Origin of the sequence: [Empedobacter] haloabium (assembly GCA_008011715.2) — a bacterium.
Lineage (GTDB): Bacteria > Pseudomonadota > Gammaproteobacteria > Burkholderiales > Burkholderiaceae_D > Rugamonas > Rugamonas haloabia.
The window spans coordinates 2644432-2662848 of record CP136508.1 but is presented as its reverse complement, the minus strand read 5'-3'; the positions used below and the strand labels follow the sequence as shown (position 1 = coordinate 2662848).

The 18417-nt window shown below is 65.8% G+C and carries 12 protein-coding genes and 1 pseudogene; 4 read left to right on the top strand and 9 right to left on the bottom strand.

All coding sequences use genetic code 11. From position 1 onward, the window contains the following. Positions 1–5: 5 nt before the first annotated feature. The 4 genes from E7V67_011705 to E7V67_011690 form a co-directional block, all read right to left on the bottom strand. Positions 6–2207, bottom strand: a complete 2202-nt coding sequence (locus tag E7V67_011705; protein ID WUR15734.1) for a xanthine dehydrogenase family protein molybdopterin-binding subunit — start codon at positions 2205–2207, stop codon at positions 6–8. Then, positions 2204–3223: a xanthine dehydrogenase family protein subunit M gene (locus E7V67_011700; protein ID WUR15733.1), complete on the bottom strand. Its 1020-nt coding sequence runs from the start codon at positions 3221–3223 to the stop codon at positions 2204–2206. Before E7V67_011700 ends, E7V67_011705 begins: the two co-directional genes overlap by 4 nt. Next, positions 3220–3831 (bottom strand): 2Fe-2S iron-sulfur cluster-binding protein, encoded by a 612-nt coding sequence (locus E7V67_011695; protein ID WUR15732.1) that lies wholly within the window; start codon positions 3829–3831, stop codon positions 3220–3222. Before E7V67_011695 ends, E7V67_011700 begins: the two co-directional genes overlap by 4 nt. A 723-nt stretch (positions 3832–4554) precedes the next feature. After that, entirely contained in the window at positions 4555–4893 is a 339-nt protein-coding gene (locus E7V67_011690; protein ID WUR15731.1) for a hypothetical protein, read from the bottom strand. Between the two features lie 947 nt (positions 4894–5840). Between E7V67_011690 and E7V67_011685 the strand changes: the two are divergent. Then, positions 5841–5946 (top strand): annotated as a pseudogene (locus E7V67_011685) (IS1595 family transposase). Positions 5947–6154: 208 nt separating this feature from the next. Here E7V67_011685 and E7V67_011680 read toward each other — a convergent pair. Then, positions 6155–8398 (bottom strand): carboxy terminal-processing peptidase, encoded by a 2244-nt coding sequence (locus tag E7V67_011680; protein WUR15730.1) that lies wholly within the window; start codon positions 8396–8398, stop codon positions 6155–6157. A gap of 296 nt (positions 8399–8694) precedes the next feature. Between E7V67_011680 and E7V67_011675 the strand changes: the two genes are divergently transcribed. After that, positions 8695–10653, top strand: a complete 1959-nt coding sequence (locus E7V67_011675) for a DUF4214 domain-containing protein (GenBank protein ID WUR15729.1) — start codon at positions 8695–8697, stop codon at positions 10651–10653. Here E7V67_011675 and E7V67_011670 read toward each other — a convergent pair. Continuing rightward, on the bottom strand, positions 10644–11198 hold the full coding sequence (locus tag E7V67_011670; protein WUR15728.1) for a hypothetical protein: 555 nt from the start codon (positions 11196–11198) through the stop codon (positions 10644–10646). The two genes, E7V67_011675 and E7V67_011670, sit on opposite strands and share 10 nt — an antisense overlap. Beyond that, on the bottom strand, positions 11198–11746 hold the full coding sequence (locus E7V67_011665) for a thymidine kinase (protein ID WUR15727.1): 549 nt from the start codon (positions 11744–11746) through the stop codon (positions 11198–11200). The genes E7V67_011670 and E7V67_011665 overlap by 1 nt, the downstream gene beginning before the upstream one ends. A 229-nt stretch (positions 11747–11975) precedes the next feature. On the opposite strand from E7V67_011665, the gene E7V67_011660 reads away from it, so the two are divergent. Together E7V67_011660 and E7V67_011655 are read left to right on the top strand one after the other, a co-directional pair. Then, positions 11976–13361 carry a pyridoxal-phosphate dependent enzyme gene (locus E7V67_011660; protein ID WUR15726.1) on the top strand — a complete coding sequence of 462 codons (1386 nt, stop codon included), beginning with the start codon at positions 11976–11978 and terminating at the stop codon, positions 13359–13361. Next, positions 13361–14536 (top strand): PLP-dependent aspartate aminotransferase family protein, encoded by a 1176-nt coding sequence (locus tag E7V67_011655; protein ID WUR15725.1) that lies wholly within the window; start codon positions 13361–13363, stop codon positions 14534–14536. Before E7V67_011660 ends, E7V67_011655 begins: the two co-directional genes overlap by 1 nt. Before the next feature lie 101 nt (positions 14537–14637). Here the strand turns inward: E7V67_011655 and E7V67_011650 are convergent, their stop codons facing one another. Both E7V67_011650 and E7V67_011645 read right to left on the bottom strand, forming a co-directional pair. Beyond that, positions 14638–16056 carry a hypothetical protein gene (locus tag E7V67_011650; protein ID WUR15724.1) on the bottom strand — a complete coding sequence of 473 codons (1419 nt, stop codon included), beginning with the start codon at positions 16054–16056 and terminating at the stop codon, positions 14638–14640. A 118-nt stretch (positions 16057–16174) separates the two neighbouring features. After that, positions 16175–18400 (bottom strand): acylase, encoded by a 2226-nt coding sequence (locus tag E7V67_011645; protein WUR15723.1) that lies wholly within the window; start codon positions 18398–18400, stop codon positions 16175–16177. Positions 18401–18417: the final 17 nt, after the last annotated feature.

Here is an 18417-nt window from a genome sequence, read left to right as displayed (position 1 = left end):
GTCGGTCATGCGGTGTTCTCCTGTAGTGTATGCAGTAGGTCCTCGATCCTGATCGGCAGGTCGCGCACGCGGATGCCGGTGGCATGATAAACGGCGGCGGCGATGGCCGGCGCCACGCCGGCCAGGCCGATCTCGCCGATGCCGCGCGCGCCGTATTCGTTCAGCGCCCGGTCCGGATACGGCAGGAACGTCACGTCCACCTGCGGCGCGTCCGCATGCGTGACCAGGATATAGTCGGCCAGGTTGGCGTTGACGGGCGCCCCACTGCGCCGGTCGTAATGGGTCTGTTCGAACAGCGCCATGCCCACGCCCATCTGCACGGCGCCCTCGATCTGGTTGCGGCCCGTCTTCGGGTTGACGATGGTGCCGGCGTCGATCACGGTGACGACACGGCGCACGGCGAGTCGCGCCAGTGCCGGCTGCCACCCCACCTCGACGAAATGGCAGCCGTAGGAATGGATCGACAAATCCTTGGCGTGCGGGTCGGCGCTGCTGGCCGGCGAAGCGCCATGCCCGGCGACGTGCTGGTGGCCGAGCCGGCGCAGCAGCTCACCGAACGGCACGGCGCCGCTGCCGTCGGTGCGGCCGACCGTGCCGTTCCGGAACGCCAGCAGCGCTGCCGGCCGGCCCAGCACCGGCGCGGCGCGCGCCAGCAACTGGCGGATCGCAGCGCGCGCCGCCGCTTCCACGGCCGGGATCAGGGAAGCGGTCGCCATCGAACCGCCCGACCAGGGCCCCGGCGGCAGCGCCGTGTCGCCGATCTCCACCTTGACGCGATTCACGTCCACGCCAGTGGCGCGTGCCGTCATCTGCGCCAGCACCGTGTAGGTGCCCGTGCCGATGTCCTGGGTGGCGCTCTGCACGGTGACGCCGCCGTCGGCGCGCAGCAGCACGGTGACTTCGGCTGGGCGCCGCTTGGCCATCCAGCTGGCGCAGGCCATGCCCCAGCCGAGGATGGTGGCACCTTCGCGCATCGCGCCGACCGCCGGGTTGCGCCGCGCCCAGCCGAAGCGCTCGGCGCCGCGGTGCAGGCATTCGCGCAGGTGGCGCGAGGAAAACGGCAGGTTCTCCATCTCGTCGTGCGCTGGTTCGTTGGCCAGGCGCAGCTGGACAGGATCGATGGCCAGCTTCACCGCCAGCTCGTCCATCGCGGATTCCAGCGCGAACAGTCCAGGCACGGCGCCGGGACCGCGCATCGACGTGTTCGGCCCCACGTCCCGTTCGGCCGGCCCGCCGGCCACACGCAGGTTTTGTGTGCTGTACAGGTAGCCGGTCGCCTCGCCGCAGTTTTCCTCGTTCGGTTCGCCGCGGGCGACGTGCCAGGTATAGTCGTGGCGGACGGACAGCAGCCGCCCGTCCGGCTGCGCGCCCAGGCGCACGCGCTGGCGCGTCTCGGCGCGGTGGCCGACGTTGTGGAACATCACGTGGCGGCTGACCACCAGCTTGACGGGCCGCCCCAGCAGGCGCGCCGCCTGCGCCGCCAGCAGGCAGTGCTGCCATGGCCACAGCTTGCCGCCGAAACCGCCCCCCAGGTATTCGGTCACCACGCGCACCGCTTCCAGCGGCACGCCCAGCAAGGTCGCCACCACCGCGCGCTGGTTGACGATCGCCTGCGTCGTCTCGTACAAGGTCAGGTGCCCGGCCTCCCACTGCGCCACGCTGGCATGCAGCTCGATCGGGTTGTGGGTCTCGACCGGCGTGGTGTAGGTGGCATCGACCTGGACGGGCGCGGCGGCGAACGCGCGGTCCGGGTCGCCGCGCTGCGTGGACGGCTCGGCTGGGCGATCAGGGTGCTCGACCTGTGACACGTCCGGCGTGGCGGGCGCATAGCTCACCCGCACGGCCGCCGCGGCCGCGCTGGCACGCTCGAACGTATCGGCCACCACCAGCGCCACGTACTGGCCGTAATAGCGCACGGTGTCGTCCTGCAGCGGCGGCTGCTTCTCGTCCAGGCGCAGTGCGCTGTCCTCGGGCAGCCGGTGCAGCCGGCCGAAGTTCCGGTGCGTGTAGACCGCCTGCACGCCCGGCAGCGCCAGCGCGGCGGCCGTGTCGATGGCCGTTACCCTGCCCTTGCCGATGGTGGCGCCGACGGGCAGCGCCACCAGCATCCCGGGCAGGTGGCGGTCCGCCGTGTAGCGGGCATGGCCGCTGACCTTCTTCGGCCCGTCGATGCGCGGCAGCGCGGCGCCGATCACGTTGTCGGTCATGGCGCCGCTCCCGGCAGCCCCGCGCACGCCGTTGCGAGCGCATGCACGATGCAGCGCCGCGCCAGTTCGATCTTGAAGTCGTTCTCGCCATGGCCGCGCGCGCCCTGCAGTGCCGCCGCGGCCGCGGCCTGCAGCGCCGAGGGGGTCGGCTGCTGGCCGGCCAGCAGCCGCTCCGCCTGGGGGACCCGCCACGGTATCGTGCCGACGCCACCCAGCGCGATGGCGACCCGGCCGATACGGTCCGCATCCGGTGTCAGCACGACCGCGCAGGAGGCCAGCGCGAACTCGTACGACGCGCGGTCGCGCAGCTTCAGATACAGGGACCGGGTGCCGGGCGGCAGCGGCGGCAAGCTGACATGCGTGACGAGGTCGCCGGGCGCCAGCACCGTTTCCAGGTGCGGGGTGGCGCCGGGCAGCAGATGGAAGGCGCGGATCGGGATGGCCCGCTCGCCCTGGCGGCCGGTGACGTGGACGACGGCATCCAGCGCCATCAGTGCCACGTTCATGTCGGACGGATTGCTGGCGATACAGTGCTCGCTCGTGCCCAGCACCGCCAGGTTGCGGTGGTAGCCGCCCAGCGCCGCGCAGCCGCTGCCGGGCACGCGCTTGTTGCAGGCCATCGCCGTATCGCGAAAGTACACGCAGCGGGTGCGCTGCAGCAGGTTGCCGCCCGTCGTCGCCATATTGCGCAGCTGGACCGAAGCGCCCGACAGCAGCGCCTCGCTCAGCACCGCATAGCGCTGGCGCACGACCGGATCGTGTGCCAGCGCCGAGTTGCTGACCAGGGCGCCGACGGCCAGGCCGCCGTCCGGCGTCGGCTCGATACGGTCGAGCCCCAGGCGGCGCAGCTGCACCACTTGCGCGGGCTGCTCCACCTCCAGCTTCATCAGGTCCAACAAGGTGGTGCCGCCGGCCAGGAAGCGCACGCTGGCGCCCTGCTGGGCGGTGGCCGACTGGCCTCCCAGCGCGACGGCCTCGGCGAGGCTGCCCGGATGGTGCAGCACGAACGGTGTCACCGGCCGCCCTCGCGCCGCACCTGCTGGATCGCCGCGACGATGTTGGCATACGCACCGCAGCGGCACAGGTTGCCGCTCATGCATTCGCGCACGTCGGCATCGGTCGGCCCGCAGGGTTCCTCCAGCAAGGCGGTGGCGGCCATGATCTGGCCGGGCGTGCAGTAACCGCATTGGTAGCCGTCGTGCGCGACGAAAGCCGCCTGCATGGGGTGCAGGCGCTCGGGCGCGCCCAGGCCTTCGATGGTCGTGACCTCGTCGCCCTCGTGCGCCAGCGCCAGGGTCAGGCAGCTGTTGATGCGGCGGCCGTTGACGTGCACCGTGCAGGCGCCGCACTGGCCGTGGTCGCAGCCCTTTTTCGTGCCGGTCAGGTGCAGATGGTCGCGCAGATAGTCGAGCAAGGTGGTGCGCACGTCCAGGTCCATCTTGTGCTCGACGCCGTTGACGACGATCGGCACGCCGGTGGGGCCGAGCGGTTTGACAGCCGTGCCGCCGGCAGCGGCCGATGCCGGCAGGGGCACGACGGCCGCAACCGCCACCGCGCCGAGGAAGCCGCGGCGGTCGATGGCTTGGGTGCCTTCCTGGTCCGGATCGGGGGTCGGTTGCTGCATGGGTTTCCTTGTCATGGATGAAACTTGGCTACAGCGGGAGTAGCTTAGCCAATTGACAAGGTTGGGTGCGCACGGTTGGCTTGGGGTCTGGCCCTTCTGGACTGACGCCGACGTTTGCGAAGGTCCGCCGGCGCTGGAAACCAGCCAGTACTTCAGGGTCAGTCCCATAGGGACAGACCCAAAAAAAAACCCACCGGAAGACCGGTGGGTGAATCTATTTCCTTGGAGGAGAATAGAGGAGACAGGTGAATTATGCTGCGCCGCGCAAAAGCGCGCCACTTTATTGTAGTGATACTAGATATGGTTCTGGCGCATAACACTCCAGGTGAGACAACGTTACGGTCGGTCGTTTCTGGGCTGTCGCGGCTTCTCGCTCTGCTTGATCGGCAAGTCGGTAGCGACAGCGCGAGTGTTGTACTATGCCGGCGACAATCACGCCGAGCCAGAAAGCCAACTGCCTCCCTGGGCCGCGCCCCAGCGCACATAAGCCCCGTAGTTGATCAGATAGCAACTCAGAGCACCGATGCATGCCGATGCGTGGGCTTCGAACCGGCTGTGCCAACCGAATAATTGGAGAGACAAGACTCGTCGTACGGTGGCAGCACGCACGTGGACGGATCCATCGCTAACGTGCGATGAACGTGACGACACGGTGCCATAGTCGCGCCACTGCTTAACATAGCGGCAGCGACGATGTATTCGCGTTAACGACCAGTCCGCTACCTACAGCTCGTCGTATCGAACACAAAACATCCCAGCCTCACTCTCTAAACGCTCAGCAAATGCGGCAGCAGCCGCGTGCGAATCAAACACTACATCTTCGAGACCAATCAGCGTCGCTCCATCGAGTTCCGTTAAATGAGTAATCTTTAGCGAGCAAAATTTTCCCGGCAATGCGACTTCGATACCAACTTTTGGCACCTGAGTGAACTCCACTTCACCAGTTACGTTACCGTATGCTCCACTGGGCGAATCGAAAATTGAAAAGTCAATTGGGTGTTTCATAGTTATTTTGGTTGTGATGGGGTCAATAATGTCATAACCTGTCAGATCAAGGTGCAATGCTCAATCGAACAATACGCTGCAGCACTAGATAACACAACTATATTTCCGGTTTGATAACTTTACAGCATACTTTCTATTTTGAAATAGATTTGATACTGCTACAATTTTCTGCTACCGATTCTTCCGATCGGCTTCTGAAGCCTATTCAATTTCATCTCGTCAACTGCGACCGCGACCGTATGGTACCCGCCTACATCTTGGACGCAGACCCACTAGCACTCAGCGATCAAAAGCTCAGCTTTAGCCTACCTCAAGCGGGTCGCACCGTTTGTATAGCTCAGCGCTGCGGCTGGAGTACATCAGGTGGCTGCGCAGGCGCCACGGGATCGGATACGAGCTGGTCAATATCTAGGCCAGGAGTCGAGCACAGAGCGCTATGAACCCAGAATGAATTTCTGACACAGCCGCTTGGCGGCACCGTCGAGGTGTCGCGATTTTCGCTGCGGCTGGAAATTTGTCGAGCACGCCTCTGCCCAAGCCAGATCTTCACAATAATCCATCATCCGGTTGCACCAGCAAGGCGCGGCACAGACCGCCGGTGATGTTAGCTCGGCGAAAAGTCCTGCGAGCAGTCGCAATGCTTAGCGAATAAGAAGTGCGAGGAAGATGCTGTTCGCTTCAGGTACGAGCTTCCGTCCTGCCCAACTTCAGCGCTAACCAAACCCTAGCGGCGCCAAAAAAGGCCCTATTCACGCTAAGTGATGGAAGTTCCCTACCGCAGCGCCGTTAGAATTCCTGTTGAGATAGTGCATGTGGAGCAGGAGGCCTCCTATGGGTCATTAGATTCCAGGCGATCTTGAAGGTGTTGAAACACGAAGAGGTCGCTTCGCTGCAGGCCATGCTTGCGACGGCAACACACGGCGACCAATGCCTGAGCTTGATCGAGGCCGCGGGCCGGCAGATCGCCTTGTCCCCGCTGCACCTGCCAGCGTTGGCACGGTGGCGGCACGGCCAACGGCCTGCAACGTTATCACTGCACAGCTTGCGGCCGCAGTTTTAACGCGCTGACAGCCCCCACCCACACGGCTCAGGCTGCGCGAAAAGTGGCTCGCCTACCGCCGCTATTTGGCGAACTAGGCCGGCTTGCGGCAGGTGCTGGACGCCGCGGCGTCGGCTACCCCTTCACACTGGCTGCTAACGACATCGGCCTGGCAGTCAAGTTCCATGACAGTCAGCAAGGTCCAGCTAACGCGAACAGCGCTCCCAAAAAAAGGAGGACCCGGAGGTCCTCCCAGCTCCCTGAAACATGATCGGACGTTTAACGGTCCGGCGTGTACGGCAGCACGCGCGAGGCCAGCCGCGTATCGGTCTTCAACAGGCCCACCTCGTCGGCCAGGATGTGCACCGCTTCGTTGAGCAGCACGTCCTTGGCGTTCTTGGCGGCCTTCTCCGCTTCCAGCTCGGCCGCCAGCGAACGCTCGTCGCCCTGCAGGCCGTCGTCGGTGCGGCTGGCGCCCTTCACGGCCGCGGCCTGCTTGGCGGCCTTGGCGCCGGCCGGCTTGGCGGACACCGCCTGCTTCAGGCCTTCCTTCGGATCGGGCACCAGGATCGGATCGTCCGGCGACGGTGCCGCCGCCAGGCGCGCCTCGCGCAGCTTGGCGCGCTGCTCCTGCTGGTCGCGTTCCTTGCGGCGCACGGTCTCGTTCAGCGAGATCATGTTTTCCTTGCGCTGCTTCTTGACGTAGTTGATGTCGTCCACCAGGTACTGGAAGTCCTTGTCCTTCGCCACCCGCGCCTGGTGCTTCTTCTCCAGCAGCGGCACGATGTCCTTCACTTCGCCGGCCGGGATGTAGACGGCCGGCTTGATGACGGTGTACGGCAGCGCGTTGTCGTAGCTCGATTCGCCGAAGTTGTCCGCGTCGGCGATGGCCGGCAGCTTGATATCCGGCGTTACGCCGCGCAACTGCGTGGTGCCGCCGTTGATGCGGAAGAATTGGGCGATCGTCATCTTCAACTCGCCCAGGCGCGCCTTGTCGCCCTGGCCGAAGCGGTCCAGGTTGATCAGGGTCTGCACGGTGCCCTTGCCGAAGCTCGGTTCGCCGATGATGATGCCGCGCCCATAGTCCTGCAGTGCGGCCGCGAAGATCTCCGACGCCGAGGCCGAGCCACGGTTGATCAGCACGCCCACCGGGCCGTCCCAGGCCAGGCCCGGCACGGTGTCGCTTTCCACCTCGACCTTGCCTTCGGCGCTGCGCTGCTGCACCACGGGACCGCGGTCGATGAACAGGCCGGTCAGCTCGACGGCTTCCGTCAGCGAGCCGCCGCCGTTGTTGCGCAGGTCGATCAGCACGTTGTCGACCTTCTCTTTCTTCAGCTCGGCCAGCAGGCGCGCCACGTCGCGCGTCGCGCTCTTGAAGTCCTTGTCGCCCTTGCGACGGGCCTCGAAGTCCATGTAGAACGTGGGCAGCGAGATCACGCCGACGCGGCGCTTGACCGCGCCGTCGCGCACTTCCATGATGGTCTTCTTGGCGGACTGCTCTTCCATGCTGATTTTCTTGCGCACCAGCGCGATGGTGACGGGCTTGCCGTCCGGGCCCGCGTCCGCCGGCAGCATCTGCAGGCGCACGGTGGAATCCTTCGGACCGCGGATCAAGGCGACGACGTCGTCGATGCGCCAGCCCAGCACGTCCGTCAGCGGGCCATTGTCGCCCTGCCCCACGGCCATGATGCGGTCGCCCACCTTGACCTTGCCGGACATGCCGGCCGGGCTGCCCGCCACCACTTCGCGGATCACGGTGTAGTCCTCGCGCGACTGCAGCACGGCGCCGATGCCTTCCAGCGACAGGCGCATCTGGATGTCGAACTGCTCCGAGGCGCGCGGGCCCAGGTAGTTGGTGTGCGGCTCGATCGACATCGCGTATGCGTTCATGAAGATCTGGAACACGTCTTCATTGTTCAGCTTGCGCGAGCGGCTCATGTAGTTGGCGTAGCGCTTGTCCAGCGTTTCGCGGATGGCCTTGTCGTCCTTGCCGGCCAGCTTCAGGCGCAGCCAGTCATTCTTGACGCGCTTGCGCCACAGGTCCCTGACCTCGGCTTCGTCCTTGGCCCATTCCGCCTTTTCGCGGTCGTACTGGTAGCTCTCGTCCAGGGTGAAGTCGGGCTTGGTCTTGAGCAGCTCGCGCGCATAGGCGATCCGCTCGGCGAAGCGCTGCTGGTACAGGTTGTAGATATTGAACGGCAGCTGCAGGTTCTCGCCGACGATGGCGTCGTCCAGCTTCTGCTTGGCATCGGCGTATTTATCCACGTCGGCCTGCACGAAGAACAGCTTTTCCGCATCCAGCGACTTGAAGTAGCGGTCGAAGATCTTCTCCGACATCGCGTCGTCCAGCGGCGTGGCCTTGTAGTGGTAGCGCGACAGCACGCGCGACGCCCAGACGGCGGCCTGGGTCTGCTGGGCGGCAGGCTTCAACGCCTGGTCGGCGGACTTGTCGGCGGGAGCGGCGCCCGCGTAGGCGGACAGGATTGCCAGCGACATCGCGGCCAACAGCATTTGCTTCTTCATCGGCGTACTCCGAAACTAAAATGACGATCTGCGGACGGCATCGGCCTTTTCAAGCGTGCCGCCTTACGAAACTGCCGGACCTATTCTACAGAAGAAATGCGCACGGCGAAGGCCGGCTCGATCGAGGCAGCCAAGAGTGTCGTAGGACACCCTTAAGAGCGTATTAAGGTCGTGTGCCGCATCACACTCACGGCCTCGAATACGACGAAATTGTTTCCTCGCGGTGATAATTAGTGATAATTTGAAAACGCAAATTCGCTATACTTGCGGGTTTTCATCTCGTTGCGGCGCACCTCATGGCAGACGACTACCCAGGCGACATCTCTACAACCGGCAGGCTGCCCATCGATGGTACCGTGTGTGGCCATATCGATTCGGCAACCGACGAGGACTGGTTCCACCTGGACCTCCAGCCGGGTGCTGCATATCAGTTCACGGCGACGGCAAGCGACGGCAGCGACCCGCTGATCTATGTGTATGGCCGGACCGGTGGCCTGCCATACATCATGTACACGAACGACCACGGTTACCTCAACTACATGCCATCGACGACCCCTTACAGCTGGGTCGACAAGGATGACTACTACCTGTGGGTCAAGAGCGACCACCCCGTCGACTACACAGTATCCCTGCGCCGGGTCGCAGACGACCATATGAACGACGAGTCCGCTGCAATCGCACTGGCGGTGGGTAGCAACATCGGCGCCCAGATCGATTTCAGCGGCGACGAGGAATATTTCCGTATTTCGGCGACGATGGGCTCAACCTATCGCATCAAACTGAGCGCGGACGGGGGCGCCCTGCCGGCCGGTACGGAACTGAAGTTCCCCTACCAGGCAGGTTGGGCGGACGTGTCGTACTCCAGGGACGGCGGCGCACTGTACATGGATCTGAAAGCGGGTCAAACGCGTGACTACTACGTCCGGTTGGACACGGACCCGCGCGAAGCGCTGTTGGCACCGGTGCGCTACCACGTCAGCATGACCGGGCAAGTACGGCAGCTTCCGCCCGACGACCACGGCGACACCGCCCCCGCCATCGCGCTCCCCACTGGCGGCAGCGCCGCCGCGCGCCTGGACTATGCCGGCGACAGCGAATATTTCTCGCTTAACGCCGTGGCCGGTACGACCTATAAGTTCCGGCTGACTGCCGACAATGGCGCGCTGCCATCAGACGTCGAGCTATGGGCGGCAACACCCGTGTCGTCCTGGCCCCAGCCGCGCAGCTACATGGACGGTACGACAAAGGTGCTTGAGTTCATAGCAGACAAGACCGGGTACTTCGAAGTCGGCGTGCGCGCCAATATCAACACTGCGCTGCCCACTCCCGTGCCGTATCACGTCAGCGCTACCGCGGCCGACGTGACTGCACCCAGGCTGAGCGACGCGACGGGCAGCGTGGATGGCGTCTTGAAGTTGTCGTTCAGCGAACCCGTTCAGCGCGGCACTGGAACGATCGCGCTGGTCGACAAATATTCAGGCCAGGTCGTCGAGGCATGGGATATGTCGAGCAAAGTCGTCAGAGCCGACGGTAAGGACATCCTTATCGATCCTGGCCATGTATTGCTGCCCGGCAGTTATTATGCGCGCATCGATGGCACCGCCGTCCTGGACCTCAGCGGCAACGCAACCGACACGCCCTACCTTTCGCAGCAGATCGGGCTGACACGCACTGCGGATGGTGGCGCCGTCCGCCCGTATTACAGCTTGCCCAATCGTCCGACCGATACCGGCGTCGTGGACGGCAAGATCGGCGACTATACGATCAGTCGTGTCGGCGACACGACCATCGCCCAAGGGCCGGGCCAGCCTTTGAAATTCGACCACATCGGCCGCCTGATGTTCACGCAAAGCGACGAGGTGCTGGTGCTGACGCCCACGCCCGCCGTCAGCCAGGCCTGGCGCCTGTACCAGGCCGCCTTCGACCGCCTGCCGGACAAGGGCGGGCTGGGCTACTGGCTATACCAGCAGGAACACGGCATGACCTTGCAGGGCATGGCGACCAGGTTCCTGGCCAGCCCGGAATTCACGAGCAAATACGGCATCGGTTCCAGTAACGCCGACTTCGTCGCCAACCTGTACCACAACGTGCTGCACCGCGACGGCGAGGCGGCCGGCCTGGCCTATCACATCGCCAACCTGGAACGGGGCGTGTCGCGCGCCGACGTGCTGGCCGGCTTCAGCGAAAGTCCGGAAAACCAGGCGGCGGTAGCCGAGTTGATCGGCCACGGCTTCGCCTACACGCCCTACGGCTGAACCAAGCGGCGCACCACGCCGCCGTTCAAATAGCTGTACCCCAGCCATGCGAGCAACGCCAGCAGCAACGCTGGCATTGATCGCATGGCGATCTTCCAATCCGCTGCGGACGGCCAGCAGGCCAGGAACTGCGGCGCCAGCAGCAGCGCCAGGCCGGCATCGAGCCAGCGAAAATGCCAACCCGGCGCCGTGCGCAGCACGGCCACCCAGATCGGCAGCAACAGCACCAGCAAGGGCGCCAGCGCGGCGGGTGCCGCGTTGTACCAGCGCACCCGCGCCAGCGTGACGGCGCCCAGCTGCCAGCCGCCGGCCGTGCGCTTCGGCACGACCGTCAGCGAGCCGGGGCGCGCGCCCGTGACCAGTCCGACAAGAAAATGAGCCAGCTCATGGCAGATCGTGCCGGCCAAGGTGAACAGGAAGAAGAACGGATGACGCCGCGCCAGCGCGCGGAGCACGGCGGCCAGCGCCAGCGACGGGCCAAGGTACAGCAGCACATCGCCATGCCGGCACAGCCAGGCAGGCGCGGCGGCGGCGCAACTGAACATCAGGTCGTATAGAAACAGCGCCCGCAGGCCTGTCGGTAGCGCTCATTGCCGCCGATGCTGATCTGTTCGCCGTGGCGGATGCGGCGGCCCTCCTCGTCGACGCGGATGTTCATCGTCGCCTTCTTGCCGCAGGTGCAGATATTCTTCAGCTCTTCGATATCGTCGGCCAGCGCCAGCAGGTAGATCGAGCCGGGGAACGGCTCGCCGCGGAAGTCCGTGCGCAGGCCGTAGCAGATCACCGGCACGCCCTGCACCTGGGCCAGCTGGTGCAGTTGCTGCACCTGGGTTACGGACAGGAACTGGGCCTCGTCCACCAGCACACAGGCCACCTTGTCCAGCGCCAGGAAGTTGGTGTTGGCGTCGAACGTCTCGACGTCGCGCTGCAGGCCCAGGCGCGACGTGATCTTGCCGACGCCGAAGCGGTCGTCGATGGCGGCCGTGAACAGGCGCACGGTCTGGCCCTGCTCTTCGTAGTTGTGGGCGACCTGCAGCATCGCGGTCGATTTGCCCGCGTTCATCGCGGAATAACGGAAATAGAGTTTTGCCACAGCGGACCCGGTAGTTCTGGTGAATCGCGCATTATAAATCGGCGCGATGCGCCGGAACAGGCGACCGCGGTGGCGCCCCGCCCCGAACGGGTGCATACTGTTATGGCAACATCGCTTTTGGCATAAGTAAATACAAAAACATTCCTTCAGGCGCCGGCTTGCACACCCGACAATGCGCGCCTTGGCCGGGACGACACGATCGCCCCGGCCGCCCACACAAGGAGACTGTATGCAAGGCACCACCCCTACGTCGCCCGCAGCCCTGTTTGGCCTGATCGGCAACACCCCGCTGGTCGAAGTCACCCGGCTCGATACCGGCCCCTGCCAGCTGTTCCTGAAACTCGAATCGCAGAATCCGGGCGGCTCGATCAAGGACCGCATCGGCCTGTCCATCATCGAAGCGGCCGAACGCGACGGCCGCCTGAAACCCGGCGGCGTCATCGTCGAAGCCACCGCCGGCAACACCGGCCTGGGCCTGGCCCTGGTCGGCCGCATCAAGGGCTACCGCGTCATTCTGGTGGTGCCCGACAAGATGGCCACCGAAAAAGTGCTGCACCTGAAAGCCCTCGGCGCCGAAATCCACATCACCCGATCCGACGTCGGCAAGGGCCATCCCGACTACTACCAGGACGTGGCTGCGCGCCTCGCCGCCGACCTGCCCGGCGCCTTCTTCGCCGACCAGTTCAACAACCCGGCCAATCCGCTGGCGCACGAGACCACCACCGGCCCCGAGCTGTGGGAGCAGTCCGGCCACCAGCTCGACGCGATCGTCGTCGGCGTCGGCTCGTCCGGCACCTTGACCGGCCTGACGCGCTATTTCGCCCGCGCCAACCCGGCGCTGGAATTCGTGCTGGCCGACCCGAAGGGCTCGATCCTGACCGAATACGTCCAGACCGGCAACGTACCGGCCACCAGCGGCTCCTGGGCCGTCGAAGGCATCGGCGAGGACTTCATCCCGTCGATCGCCGACTTCTCCGGCGTGCGCCAGGCCTACACGATCAGCGACCAGGAAAGCTTCGACAGCGCGCGCGAACTGCTGCGCGCCGAGGGCATCCTGGGCGGCTCGTCCACCGGCACGCTGCTGGCCGCCGCGCTGAAATACTGCCGGGCGCAAACCACGCCGAAGCGCGTCGCCACCTTCGTCTGCGACACCGGCACGCGCTACCTGTCGAAGATGTACAACGACGGCTGGATGGTCGACCAGGGCTTGATCCAGCGCCCACGCACGGGCGACCTGCGCGACCTGATCGGCCGCCGCCACGATGCCGGCGAAGTGGTCAGCGTGGCGCCGAGCGATACGCTGATGATCGCCTTCAACCGCATGCGCTCGGCCGACCTGGCCCAGCTGCCAGTGCTCGAGAACGGCCGCCTGGTCGGCATCATCGACGAATCGGACCTGCTGCTGAAAGTGGAAAACCAGCCCGACCACTTCGCCAGCCTGGTCGGTGCCACGATGACGGCGCGCCTGGAAACGCTGCACCCGGGCGACTCGGTCCAGGCGCTGCGCAGCACGCTGGACCGCGGACTGACCGCCGTCATCGCCGACCAGCACACGTTCTATGGCCTGATCACCCGTTTCGACCTCCTCAACCACCTGCGCAGGACGCTGACCTAATGCAAGACGATAAAACCTCCCATCTCGCCACCCGCGTCATCCACGCGGGCCAGGCGCCCGATCCCTCGACCGGCGCCATCATGCCGCCGATCTACGCCACCTCCACCTTCGTGCAGGACAGCCCGGGCGTGCACAAGGGCCTGGACTACGGTCGCTCGCACAACCCGACCCGCTGGGCGTTCGAGCGCTGCGTGGCCGACCTGGAAGGCGGCGCGCAGGGCTACGCCTTCGCCTCCGGCCTGGCCGCCATCTCCACGGTGCTGGAACTGCTGGACGCCGGTTCGCACATCGTCGCCGGCGACGACATGTACGGCGGCACCTATCGCCTGTTCGAACGGGTGCGGCGCCGCAGCGCCGGCCACACCTTCACCTATGCCGACCTGACCAATCCGGAAAACCTGCTGGCCGCGCTGCGCCCGGAAACGAAGATGGTGTGGATCGAGACGCCGACCAATCCGATGCTGAAGCTGGCCGACCTGCGCACCATCGCGCTGATCTGCCGCGAGCGCGGCATCCTGGCGGTGGCCGACAACACGTTCGCCAGCCCGATCGTGCAGCGCCCGCTGGAGCTGGGCTTCGACATCGTCGTGCACTCGGCCACCAAATACCTGAACGGCCACTCCGACATCATCGGCGGCATCGCCGTGGTGGCGGGCGACGAACGCCAGGCTGCCTGGCGCGAGCAGCTGGGCTTCCTGCAGAACTCCGTGGGCGGCATCCTTGGCCCGTTCGACAGCTTCCTGGCGCTGCGCGGCGTGAAGACACTGGCAATCCGCATGGAGCGCCACTGCGCCAGCGCGCTGGAACTGGCGCAGTGGCTGGAGCGCGAGCCGAAGGTACGCAAGGTGTATTACCCCGGCCTGGCATCGCATCCGCAGCATGAACTGGCGCGGCGCCAGATGGACGGTTTCGGCGGCATCATCTCGATCGACCTGGACACGGATCTCGCCGGCGCGCGCCGCTTCCTGGAACGCTGCGAGGTGTTCGCGCTGGCCGAGAGCCTGGGCGGCGTCGAAAGCCTGATCGAGCATCCGGCGCTGATGACGCACGCGACGATTCCGCCGGCGCAGCGCGCGCAGCTGGGCATCGGCGATGGCCTGATCCGCCTGTCGGTGGGCATCGAGCACATCGAGGACCTGCGGCGCGACCTGCAGAACGCGCTGGCGGCGATCTAGATCGGCCGCTGACTTCAAACCCGCCGGTGACAGGCGCTTACCCCAGGGCGGTAACGTCCTGAGACAGGTGCTTGTCACCATGGGTTCCTTTCGCGTACCTGTCACCACGGGCTGCGTTTGCGCCCGTCATCCACGCCCGGCTGCGCCTCATGCACGCCGAACACCCGGTGCACGAACGCCTCCAGCGCCCGGAACACGCCTTCCACCCCGAACCCGGCGATGAACGACAGCGCCGAACCGCTCAGCGCCCAGGTCCCCAGCAGGCCATGATCCTCGGCCGGCGCGGGACCGGAGGGATTGATAAAGAGCGCAATGCAAGCGCCGATAGTGCCGCCCAGAGCCAGCTGCAGCAGCGCCATGGTCGAGTCGCGCGGCGACAGCATGCTTTCGCGCATGCGCTCCCACAGGCGCCGCACGACGGCCGCGCCGGCACCCAGCACGCCATAGGCCAACGGCAGCACGGAGGTCCCCACCACCAGGGTGACGATACGGGCCTTTTCCTCGTGGCCGCGCCGGCGCACGCCATCCGGCGGAGGTGCCGCCACCGGCGCGGCCTCGCCGGATGGCGTCAGCCAGCGGTCCAGCCGCGACGTGACGGCGGTCAGCAACTTGTAGGCCGTCTTCCACGGCGCCAGCCAGTCACGCAGGTTCAGCCGCACGGCGCGGCGCTCCTCGCGCAAGGCCTCCTCGCGCTGGCACAGCTGGTACTCTTCCGTGCTGCGGTATTCGCGCGCCTCGTCCGTGCCCAGCTTGCAGAAGCGCACCACGGGCGCTGTCGCCCCCCGCCCGGCCGCACGCTCGCGCTCGTCCGCCGCATATTTGAGCTCGGCAGCGCTGATTTCCTTGCGCAGCTCGACGGTGCGGGTCCGCACCTCCTCCAGGTGCTGCAGGATCACGTTGCCGGCGCTGACGTGCCAGGACAGCACGCAGGTGAACGCCAACGCGCACAGCAGGAATCCCACCAGCCAGCCGATACGGCGGTTGAACTTGATCGCCACGCCGATCAGCCCCGGATAGGCATAGCGTGCCAGCGTCACGCGCGTTGGCTTGTCCCAATTCACCCCGCCGGAGCCGCGCCGCGACGCCGCCTGGTCGGCCGGTGGCGTATTGTCGTGGAAGAGGCTGCGGCACAGGCGGCGCAGCTGGCCCAGCGGCTTGCGCCGGTTTTCCTCGCCGACGACGAGGATCGTGAATGCCACCGTCAGCCCGGTGGCCGGGCGGGCGATCGCGTTGAGCGTGTCCTTCGCGCTCATCAGCTCGACCGCCTGCTTGAGCCGTTGCGCCGGATCGGCGGCGGGCGCCAGGCCGATGCCGCAAATGGTTTCGATGATGGAGGGCGACTGCAGCTCGTTGCTGCGCAGGACCTTGTCCCAACGGCCGGAGATATGGTCCAGCAGCAGGAACACCTCGTACAGCTCGCGCACGAAGATGAACTCTTCCAGCTTTACCAGGTCGGCCCCGGACGCATCCGCGCCGCCACCTGGCGGCTTGGCGGAGCTGCTGTCGCTGTGGCCGACCATGACGATCCTCCCGCACATATTGCATGCGCATGCAGCCATTGTGCGCCGGCCGGGCCCGGGAGGACAGCGTTTTGCCAGGGCGTTTGCGCGAGCGCAACGGCGCGCCCCGCGAGCCGCCCTACTGGCCCGGGTGGTACTGCCGCTCCAGGTTCTTCAGCACGTCTTCCTTGTAGAACAGCACGTCCTTGAATTCGCCGCGGGCATACATCTCGGCCTGGTCCGTAAAATGCGGCGACTTCGGATCGCCGCTCTGGCCGCCCGCCAGGATGCTTTTCGCACGCACGCGCGGGCCGAACTCGACAGCGGCGACAAAGCTGTTGCCGCGCTCGCCGTAGAGGCGCCGCGTGGTCTGCGGCGACGTCATGCCGAACGCCGCCAGCGCGCCCCAGTTACCGGACGCATACGGCACCGGGAGGCTGGGCTTGCTGTCGTCGAACGGCTGGCGGATGTCGCCGGTCAGCCGTTGGAAGCGGTTGATCTCGCCCCATGGCGTCTTCCAGGTGCCGAAGTCCGCATCGAGCTTGTTCGAGGCCTGCACCAGCGCTTCCAGGCGCTGGCGCGGCGTCACCTGGGTGGCCAGGTAGTCCAGCACGGCGATGCGCTGCTCCTTGGCGGCCGGGCCATGCACCTTGACCAGGTGCTGCAGCCAGTAGATCGCCAGCGAGGTCGGCACCGATTTCAAGCCATAGCGCATGTTCCAGTCGCGCAGCAGGGTGATCTGCTCGGTCAGCCGGGACTTGGCGACGTCGCCGGCGGGCGCGTCGTCGTAGGCGCGCAGCAGCAGCGGCAGCAACGGCTCGAAGGCCGTCAGCTGGCTGTCGTAGGCGCTGGCGATCAGGCTGTCCAGGGTGAAGTCCTGCTTGTCCTTCAGCACCCGCACGGCATGGATGCCGCGCGCATTCTCGGGATTCATCGACATGTAGGCCGGGTAGTCCTGCTGCTTCGGGCTGTACTCGCCGGCGGCCGAGAAGGGCCAATTGTTGGTGTTCTGGATCCAGCCGTTCTTCGGATTGAACAGGCGGATGGTGTCCTTGACGGCGTGCAGGCCCTTCCAGTCGGTGGCCGGGTTGCTGCCGTCGACCGGCTGGGTGTAGTCGAAGCGCGGATCACGCACGGGAATGAAGTTACCGTGGAAGTAGGCGATATTGCCATCGGCGTCCGCATATACCGTGTTGTTGGACGAGTTGGTGCGCAGCTCCATCGCCTGCCAGAAGGCCTTGTAGTTGCGCGCCTTGGTGCGCAGATAGGACTGCTGCAACGCCTTCAACGGCTCGTTCATCAGCGCCACCGCCACCCACTTGCCGCCCTCGCGCCGCACCACCGGGCCGTGATGCGTGAAATAGGCGGTGACGGTTTTCTCGGCCATGCCCGTCGCGGTCTTGTACGGCAGCCGGATCTCGACGGCGCGGACGGGCCGCTTCTCGCTCCCGTACTGATAGTAGTATTTGCCGTCCTGCTCGGTGACCGTTTCCAGGAACTCGTCGATGACGTCGCCGCCGCCGGACGTGTGCATCCAGCCCAGGCGATCATTGAAGCCCTGGTAGACGAAGAACTGGCCCCACGTCACGGCGCCGTAGGCGTTCAGGCCCTCCTCGCTGATCACGTGGATCTCGGGCCGGAAGTAGAACGAGGTGTGCGGGTTGATCATCAAGAGCGCGTGGCCGTTCTTCGTCAGCTTCGGCGCGATGGCGAAGCCGTTCGAGCCGCCCGGCTCGCGCAGTAAGGAGGCCGGCGCGCCGGCCAGCTGCGGCCGGCCTTCGTAGAAGCGCTGCAGTTCCCTGGTGTCGATCTCCTCGATGTCGCCGCCGATGCTGCCTTCGGAAAACGACAGTGCCATCCATGGCTCGAAGCGCGTCAGCAGCGCCGGGCGCACGTCCGGGTGCGTGTGCAGGTACCAGTTCAGGCCATCGGCCCAGGCGTTCATCAGCTTCTTCAGCCACGCCGGGCTGGCCTGGTATTGCGCCTGCAGCTGGTCCGGGCGAATGAACAGTTTCATGCGCAGGTCGTCGTACAGGGCCTTCTCGCCATCGACTTCGGCGGCGCGACCCAGCGCGGTGATGAAGTTGCGCTCGACGCGGTTGAAGTCGTCCTCCGCCTGGGCGTACAGCATGCCGAACACGGCGTCCGCATCCGTCTTGCCGTAGACGTGCGGGATGCCCCACTTGTCGCGCAGGATCGTCACGCGCGCCGCCAGCGCACCCAGTCGCTGCACCTCGGCGGCACTGAGCTTGCCGTCCGCCGTGACGGGCGCCGCGGCCGGCTTGGCCTGGCGCGCCTGCACGGCCAGCGGCACGGCGGCGGACAGCACGGCGCACAGCGCCAAAGTGGAGGACATTCTCGGCATGACGGCTCCCTACGTTG